Annotated in this window: 7 protein-coding genes; 5 read left to right on the top strand and 2 right to left on the bottom strand. The window is 65.9% G+C overall.

What is annotated here, in order from left to right:
* Positions 1-468 (top strand): DMT family transporter (locus J4D52_RS30265; RefSeq protein ID WP_207272226.1); only part of this gene is annotated, 468 nt, incomplete at its 5' end.
* A 111-nt stretch (positions 469-579) separates the two neighbouring features.
* On the opposite strand, the gene J4D52_RS30270 is transcribed toward J4D52_RS30265, so the two are convergent.
* The gene (locus J4D52_RS30270) at positions 580-1,554 is read right to left on the bottom strand and encodes a D-glycerate dehydrogenase (protein WP_025806487.1); all 975 of its coding nucleotides are present in this window, start codon (positions 1,552-1,554) and stop codon (positions 580-582) included.
* 244 nt (positions 1,555-1,798) lie between these two features.
* A complete protein-coding gene (locus tag J4D52_RS30275; protein WP_063428442.1) occupies positions 1,799-2,767 on the bottom strand; it encodes a LysR family transcriptional regulator in 969 nt (322 codons plus the stop codon).
* A gap of 263 nt (positions 2,768-3,030) precedes the next feature.
* On the opposite strand from J4D52_RS30275, the gene J4D52_RS30280 reads away from it, so the two are divergent.
* The 4 genes from J4D52_RS30280 to J4D52_RS30295 all read left to right on the top strand — a co-directional run.
* Entirely contained in the window at positions 3,031-4,542 is a 1,512-nt protein-coding gene (locus J4D52_RS30280; protein WP_063428444.1) for an efflux transporter outer membrane subunit, read from the top strand.
* A 36-nt stretch (positions 4,543-4,578) separates the two neighbouring features.
* Positions 4,579-6,786 (top strand): FUSC family protein, encoded by a 2,208-nt coding sequence (locus J4D52_RS30285; RefSeq protein ID WP_063428445.1) that lies wholly within the window; start codon positions 4,579-4,581, stop codon positions 6,784-6,786.
* On the top strand, positions 6,776-6,976 hold the full coding sequence (locus tag J4D52_RS30290; RefSeq protein WP_007930063.1) for a DUF1656 domain-containing protein: 201 nt from the start codon (positions 6,776-6,778) through the stop codon (positions 6,974-6,976). Before J4D52_RS30285 ends, J4D52_RS30290 begins: the two co-directional genes overlap by 11 nt.
* 10 nt (positions 6,977-6,986) lie before the next feature.
* On the top strand, positions 6,987-7,835 hold an 849-nt coding region (locus J4D52_RS30295), incomplete at its 3' end, for an HlyD family secretion protein (RefSeq protein ID WP_207272227.1).

Raw genomic sequence — 7,835 nt, forward strand, 5'->3', positions numbered from 1 at the left:
CCGCAAACCCTGCTCGGCCTGGGGTTGGCGCTGTTGGGCACCCTGTGTTTCTCTGCGGGCAACATGCTGTCCAGCCTGCAACAGAAAGCCGGCCTCAAGCCGCTGACCACCAACGCCTGGGGCATGGCCTATGGCGCGGCGATGCTGGCGGCTTATTGCCTGGTCAAGGGCATCCCTTTCGATATGGAGTGGAACGCGCGCTACATCGGCTCGCTGTTGTATCTGGTGATCCCGGGTTCGGTCATCGGCTTCACCGCCTACCTGACCCTGGTCGGCCGCATGGGCCCGGAGCGAGCGGCCTACTGCACCGTGCTGTTCCCGGTGGTGGCGCTGAATGTCTCGGCCTTCGCCGAGGGTTACCAGTGGACCGCCCCGGCGCTGGCCGGGCTGGTCCTGGTGATGCTGGGCAACGTGCTGGTGTTCCGCAAGCCCAAGCCGCTGGCCGTCCGCGATCCCCGGCTCGCCTGATGGGTAGCGCAGCGGCTGCAGGGTTTGCCGAGCTTCTGTAGGAGCGAGGCGGTGTACCTGAGGCACCGCTATCGCGAGCAAGCTTCGCTCCTACAGAGGACCGTGCGGGTTTCAGCCTTTCCACACCTGCGGGTTGACCAGGTCCTGCGGGCGTTCACCGAGCAGGGCGCTGCGCAGGTTGGCCAGGGCGCGGTTGGCCATGGCGTCGCGGGTTTCATGGGTGGCCGAGCCGATATGCGGCAGGGTCACGGCGTTTTTCAGCTGGAACAGCGGCGACTCGGCCAGCGGTTCCTTCTCGTAGACATCCAGGCCGGCGCCGCGAATCGTGCCGTTCTGCAGGGCTTCGATCAGCGCTGGCTCATCCACCACCGGACCGCGGGAGATGTTCACCAGGATCGCGCTCGGCTTCATCAGCGCCAGTTCGCGGTGGCTGATCAGGTGCTTGGTCTTTTCGCTCAATGGCACCACCAGGCAGACGAAATCCGCTTCGGCCAGCAACTGTTCGAGGCTGCGCAACTGCGCGCCCAGCTCCTGTTCCAGCGCGGGCTTGCGGCTGTTGCCGCTGTAGATCACCGGCATGTTGAAGCCCAGGCGACCGCGGCGGGCGATGGCCGCGCCGATATTGCCCATGCCGACGATGCCCAGGGTCTTGCCATGCACATCGCAACCGAACAGCGGCGCGCCGACGCTGGCCTGCCATTGCCCGGCCTTGGTCCAGGCGTCCAGTTCGGCGACGCGCCGGGCGCTGCTCATCAGCAGGGCGAAGGCCAGGTCGGCGGTGCTTTCGGTGAGCACGTCCGGGGTGTTGGTGAGCATGATCCCGCGTTCGTTGAAGTAGGCCAGGTCATAGTTGTCGTAGCCCACCGAGACACTGGAGACCACTTCCAGCTGGCTGGCGTTTTCCAGCTGCGCGCGGCCCAGCTTGCGACCGACGCCGATCAGGCCGTGGGCGTGGGGCAGGGCTTCGTTGAATTGCGCACCGATATCGCCCAGCTTGGGGTTGGGCACTATCACCTCGAAGTCCTGGCGCAGGCGCTCGATCATGTCCGGGGTGATGCGGCTGAAGGCAAGTACGGTCTTTTTCATCGCGGGAAAGCTCGTCAGGCGGAGGAGAATGCCAAGCAAGCTAACATTCCCCACGGGCTTTTTGTAGCGGCTGCACAGGGCTGTGGGGGCAAGAAGGTTCTGGGAATCTAGCCGCTGCCGAAGGCTGCTATCGGCTCCGCAGGAGACGTGCTCTTGAGATTGCAGGAGGTCTTGCGGACCTTTCGCAGCCTGCGGCAGCGGCTACAGGGATGGGGAAGGGTGAGAAAGCCCCGAAGGGCTTTGTTCAATTGGTCATGCGCACGCCGCTGAGACCGCCGCTCAGTTCATAGGCCGCCAGCTCCGCCTGATGGGCGGCGAGAATCTCCGGCAGGGTATTGCGCAGGTACTCGACCCAGGTCTTGATCTTGGCGTCCAGGTACTGACGCGACGGGTAGATGGCGTACAGGTTCAGCTCCTGGGAGCGGTACTTGGGCATGACCCGCACCAGAGTGCCGTTGCGCAGGCCTTCGATGGCTGCGTACACCGGCAGCACCCCCAGGCCCATGCCGCTGGTGATCGCGGTTTTCAGCGCGTCGGCGGAGTTCACCAGGAACGGCGAGCCGTTGAGGGTGACCCCTTCCTGGCCCTCGGGGCCGTCGAACAGCCATTTGTCCAGGGCGATCACTGGGCTCACCAGGCGTAGGCAGGCATGGTTCGACAGGTCGCTGGGGCTGCTCGGGCAGCCATTGGCTTTCACGTAGGCCGGCGAGGCGCAGACGATGCTGTAGGTGATGCCCAGGCGCTGGGAGACGAAACCCGAGTCCGGCAGTTCGCTGGCCAGCACGATGGACACGTCGTAGCCCTCGTCCAGCAGGTCCGGCACGCGGTTGGCCAGGGTCAGGTCGAAGGTCACGTCCGGGTGCGACTTGCGGTACCGGGCGATGGCGTCGATCACATAGTGCTGGCCGATGCCGGTCATGGTGTGCACTTTCAGCTGGCCGGACGGGCGCGCGTGGGCGTCGCTGGCCTCGGCTTCGGCTTCTTCGACGTAGGCCAGGATCTGCTCGCAGCGCAGCAGGTAGCGTTTGCCGGCTTCGGTGAGGGCGATGCGGCGAGTGGTGCGGTTGAGCAAACGGGTTTGCAGATGGGCCTCCAGATTGGAGACCGCGCGCGAGACGTTGGCCGTCGTGGTGTCGAGCTGGACGGCGGCGGCGGTGAAGCTGCCGGCTTCGGCGACACAGCTGAAGGCGCGCATGTTTTGCAAAGTGTCCATGGGGTGCTCTCTCGGGAGATGGCAAATTGTGACACGAAGTAACAGATTGTTGGCTATTCCACCAAGGGATTATCGCGCGAACGGTAATAAAGATTCACAGGAATCCCAGCTTATCGCCACAAAGCCCGCCGCCTAGAATTGCGCCGATCTGTAGGGGCCGCCGCGCTGGCGATCCCGCAACGCGGTGTTTCAGCGACGCCGCCTCGCGAGCGATCGGCTCCCGCACAGAATCGCCTCCCTCCCTATTTCAGGAATTCGCAGCAGTGCCGCGTCGCATCAGCAGAGAGCTGAAGACTCTCAGTGTTTGGGCTTTATCGTTAGCAATCAGCGGCTGCATCGGAACCGGGGGCATTGCCCCACAAGGCAAGGCACTACCGGCCAATACCCTGGCCACCGACGAGGCGATCCAGAGCGCCGCGCGCGACGCCCGCTGGCCCGCTGCCCAGTGGTGGCAGGCCTATGGCGATGCGCAGTTGAACCAGTGGGTGACCCTGGCCGTGCAAGGCAGCCCGAGCATGGCCATGGCTGCCGCCCGGGTGCGCCAGGCGCGTGCCATGGCCGGCATCGCCGAGTCGGCCGAGTCGCTGCAGATCAAGGGCGACGCCACCCTCAAGCGCCACAACTGGCCCACCGACCAGTTCTACGGCCCGGGCGAGCTGGCCAACAGCACCACCTGGGACAACAACGCCGCGCTCGGCTTCAGCTACGCCCTCGACCTCTGGGGCCGGGAAAGCAATGCCAGCGAGCGCGCCGTGGACCTGGCGCACATGAGCGCCGCCGAGGGGCGCCAGGCCCAGTTGGAACTGCAGAACAATGTGGTGCGCGCCTATATCCAGCTGTCGCTGCAATACGCCCAGCGCGACATCGTCCTGGCCACCCTGAAGCAGCAGGAACAGATTCTCGAACTGGCGCAAAAGCGCCTGGCCGGCGGCATCGGCACCCATTTCGAAGTCAGCCAGGCGCAGACCCCGCTGCCGGAAACCCATCGCCAGCTGGACGCGCTGGACGAAGAAATCGCCCTGGGCCGCAACCAGATCGCCGCCCTGGCCGGCAAGGGACCGGGGGCGGGCGCGCAGTTGCAACGGCCGAGCCTGTCCCTGGCCGCGCCGCTGAAACTGCCGTCGGCCCTGCCCGCCGAACTGCTCGGCCAGCGCCCGGACGTGGTCGCCGGCCGCTGGCAGGTGGCGGCCCAGGCGCGCGGCATCGATGTCGCCCACGCCGGCTTCTACCCCAACGTCGACCTGGTGGGCAGCCTTGGCTACATGGCCACCGGCGGCGGGGCGCTGGAGTTCCTCACCGGCAAGAAGCTCAACTACAACGTCGGCCCGGCCATCAGCCTGCCGATCTTCGACGGCGGCCGCCTGCGCGCCGAACTGGGCGAGGCCGCGGCCGGTTACGACATCGCCGTGGCCCACTACAACCAGACCCTGGTCAACGCCCTGAAGAACATCTCCGACCAGTTGATCCGCCGCGAGTCCATGGACAAGCAGGCCGAGTTCGCCGCCGAGTCGGTGGCGTCGGCGCAGAAGACCTACGACATCGCCATGGTCGCCTTCCAGCGTGGCCTCACCGACTACCTCAATGTGCTCAATGCCCAGGGCATGCTGTTCCGTCAGCAGCAGATCCAGCAGCAGGTCCAGGCCGCGCGCCTGAGCGCCCATGCCGAACTGGTGACGGCCCTGGGTGGAGGCCTGGAGGCAGGGCGGGACGTGCCCGAAGACAGCAAGACCCAACCGAGCAAGACACCGGCAGCTCTGACCCTGCTTGACCACTAGAGCCGACCCCAAGTGCTGATCACTGAGTAAGACCCCATGACTCCCTTGCCTGCACCCTTGCGCTGGCTGTACTCCCTTGAATGGCGCCGGGGCTTCTTCGACTGGGCACGCAGCGACGGCGTGACCTGGGTCTATATCTTCAAGGTCCTGGCCGCCGCGTTCCTCACCCTGTGGCTGGCCATGCGCCTGGAGCTGCCGCAACCGCGCACGGCGATGATCACCGTGTTCATCGTCATGCAGCCGCAGAGCGGCCAGGTGTTCGCCAAGAGCTTCTACCGCTTTCTCGGCACCCTGGCCGGCTCGGCGGTGATGGTGGCGCTGATCGCCCTGTTCGCCCAGAACACCGAACTGTTCCTCGGTTCGCTGGCGATCTGGGTCGGCATCTGCTCGGCCGGCGCCGCCCGTTATCGCAACTTCCGCGCCTACGGCTTCGTACTCGCCGGCTACACCGCGGCAATGGTCGGCTTGCCGGCCCTGGCCCATCCGGACGGCGCCTTTATGGCGGCGGTGTGGCGAGTGCTGGAGATCTCCCTGGGGATTCTCTGCTCCACCCTGGTCAGCGCCGCGATCCTGCCGCAGACCGCCAGCGCGGCGATGCGCAACGCCTTGTACCAGCGCTTCGGGGTGTTCGCCCTGTTCGTCACCGACGGTTTGCGCGGCCGCAGCCAGCGCGATGCGTTCGAGAGCGGCAACGTGCGCTTCATCGCCGAAGCGGTGGGCCTGGAAGGCCTGCGCAGCGTCACGGTGTTCGAAGACCCGCACATGCGTCGGCGCAACGGCCGCCTGAGCCGTTTGAACAGCGAGTTCATGGGCATCACCACCCGTTTCAACGCCCTGCATCAGTTGCTCGAGCGCCTGCGCAGCAGCGCCGCCGAGTATGTGCTGGCGGCGACCCGGCCGGGGTTGCAAGACCTCGCCGAACTGCTGGACGGGTTCTCCGGCCGCGCCCTGACCAGCCCCGATGCCGCGCGCCTGGCCGAACAGCTGGCGAGCTACAAGGCCGAGCTTCCGGCGCGGGTGCGCAGCATGCGCGCGCTGTTCCAGGAGCACGAACCGAGCGATGCCGAGCAGCTGGATTTCCACACCGCCTATGAGCTGCTTTATCGCTTCGTCGACGAGTTGCACAGCTATGCCCAGACCCATGCGTCCCTGGCCGAACACAGCCACGAGCGCGAGCGCTGGGACGAGCCCTTCACCCCGCAGACCAACTGGCTGGCCTCGGCCGCCTCGGGGATCCGCGCCTCGTTCATCCTGATCGTGCTCGGCAGTTACTGGGTCGCCACCGCCTGGCCCAGCGGCGCCACCATGACCCTGATCGCGGCGGCCACCGTCGGTCTCTCGGCGGCGACGCCGAACCCGAAACGCATGGCCTTCCAGATGGCCTGCGGCACATTGATCGGGGCCGTGGTCGGCTTCGTCGAGATGTTCTTCGTGTTCCCCTGGATCGACGGCTTTCCATTGCTGTGCGTGATGCTGGCGCCGGTGATCGTGCTGGGTTCGTTCCTTGCTTCACGCCCGCAGTACGCCGGCGTGGGCCTGGGCCTGCTGATCTTCTTCAGCACCGGTTCGGTGCCGGACAACCTGACCCTCTACAACCCCTACGCCTTCATCAACGACTACATCGCCATGATCATGGGCATGCTGGTCTGCGCCGCCGCCGGGGCGATCATCCTGCCGCCCAACAGCCGCTGGTTGTGGCGCCGCCTGGAGCAGGACCTGCGCGGCCAGGTGGTGTACGCCATCAGCGGCAAGCTCAAGGGCCTGGCGTCGAGCTTCGAAAGCAGCACCCGCGACCTGCTGCACCAGGCCTATGGCCTGGCGGCGGGGCAGCCGCAGGTGCAGCGCGAGCTGCTGCGCTGGATGTTCGTGGTGCTGGAGGTGGGGCACGCCATCATCGAGCTGCGCAAGGAGCAGGCGATCCTTCCGGTGCACCCGGCCTACGCCGAATCCCAGCCCTGGCGCCAGGCGATCCGGGTGATGGGCCGCTCCCTGGTGCGGCTGTTCCTGCAACCGAGCCAGAGCAACCTGGAGCGCGCGCTGGTCGCAGTCGATCACGCGATCAGCCGGGTCCAGGCCAGCGACGAACCCTTCGCCCCGCACTTCGATACCTCGGTCTTGCGCCGGGTGAAGAGTTACCTGCACTTCATCCGCAGCTCATTGCTCGACCCGCAATCGCCGCTGGCCGTCTATGCCGCGCCGCCAGCCGTACAGGCCCCGATCCAAGGACTTGAACATGCCTCGTGAAATCGCCTTCCACGGCGTGTACATGCCGACCATGACCCTGATGTTCTTCATTGCCGCAGCCCTGGCCTGGGCCCTGGACCGCTTCATCTCGGGTTATGACCTGTACCGTTTTTTCTGGCACCCGGCGCTGCTGCGCCTGAGCCTGTTCTGCTGTCTGTTCGGCGCCATGGCGCTCACTGTTTACCGTTGAGAGTCCCACGATGAAAAAGTTTTTCAGCCTGCTCGCGACCCTGCTGGTGCTGGCCCTGGCCTTGTGGATCGGCCGCACCCTGTGGGTGCATTACATGAACACGCCGTGGACCCGCGATGGCCGGGTGCGCGCCGACATCATCAACGTCGCTGCCGACGTCACCGGCGAAGTGGTGGACGTGCCGGTGCGCGACAACCAACTGGTGAAAAAGGGCGACCTGCTGATGCAGATCGACCCCGAGCACTACCTGATCGCGGTCAAGCAGGCGCAGTCGCTGGTGGCTTCGAGAAAGGCCACCTGGGAGATGCGCAAGGTCAACGCCCACCGCCGCGCTGACCTGGACAACCTGGTGATCTCCAAGGAAAACCGCGACGACGCCAGCAACATCGCCGACTCGGCCCTGGCCGACTACCAGCAGGCCCAGGCCCAACTGGAGGCCGCTGAGCTCAACCTCAAGCGCACCCAGGTGCGCGCCGCGGTGGACGGTTACGTGACCAACCTCAACGTGCACCGCGGCGACTATGCGCGCATCGGCGAGCCGAAGATGGCGGTGGTCGATATGCATTCGTTCTGGGTCTACGGCTTCTTCGAGGAAACCAAGCTGCCCCATGTGCGCGTCGGCGATAAGGCCGATATGCAACTGATGAGCGGCGAGGTGCTCAAGGGCCATGTGGAGAGTATTTCCCGCGGCATCTACGACCGCGACAACCCGGAAAGCCGCGAACTGGTCGCCGACGTCAACCCGACCTTCAACTGGGTACGCCTGGCCCAGCGCGTGCCGGTGCGCATCCATATCGATGAAGTGCCGGAGGGTGTGCTGCTGGCGGCGGGGATTACCTGCACGGTGGTGGTGAAGGAG

This window comes from Pseudomonas sp. GW460-12-10-14-TSB1 (assembly GCF_017349775.1).
Lineage (GTDB): Bacteria > Pseudomonadota > Gammaproteobacteria > Pseudomonadales > Pseudomonadaceae > Aquipseudomonas > Aquipseudomonas piscium.

Coding starts and splice junctions, on each gene's coding strand:
- J4D52_RS30285 (WP_063428445.1), top strand. CDS start 4,579: ATGACTCCCTTGCCTGCACCCTTGCGCTGGCTGTACTCCCTTGAATGG.
- J4D52_RS30290 (WP_007930063.1), top strand. CDS start 6,776: ATGCCTCGTGAAATCGCCTTCCACGGCGTGTACATGCCGACCATGACC.
- J4D52_RS30275 (WP_063428442.1), bottom strand. CDS start 2,767: ATGGACACTTTGCAAAACATGCGCGCCTTCAGCTGTGTCGCCGAAGCC.
- J4D52_RS30270 (WP_025806487.1), bottom strand. CDS start 1,554: ATGAAAAAGACCGTACTTGCCTTCAGCCGCATCACCCCGGACATGATC.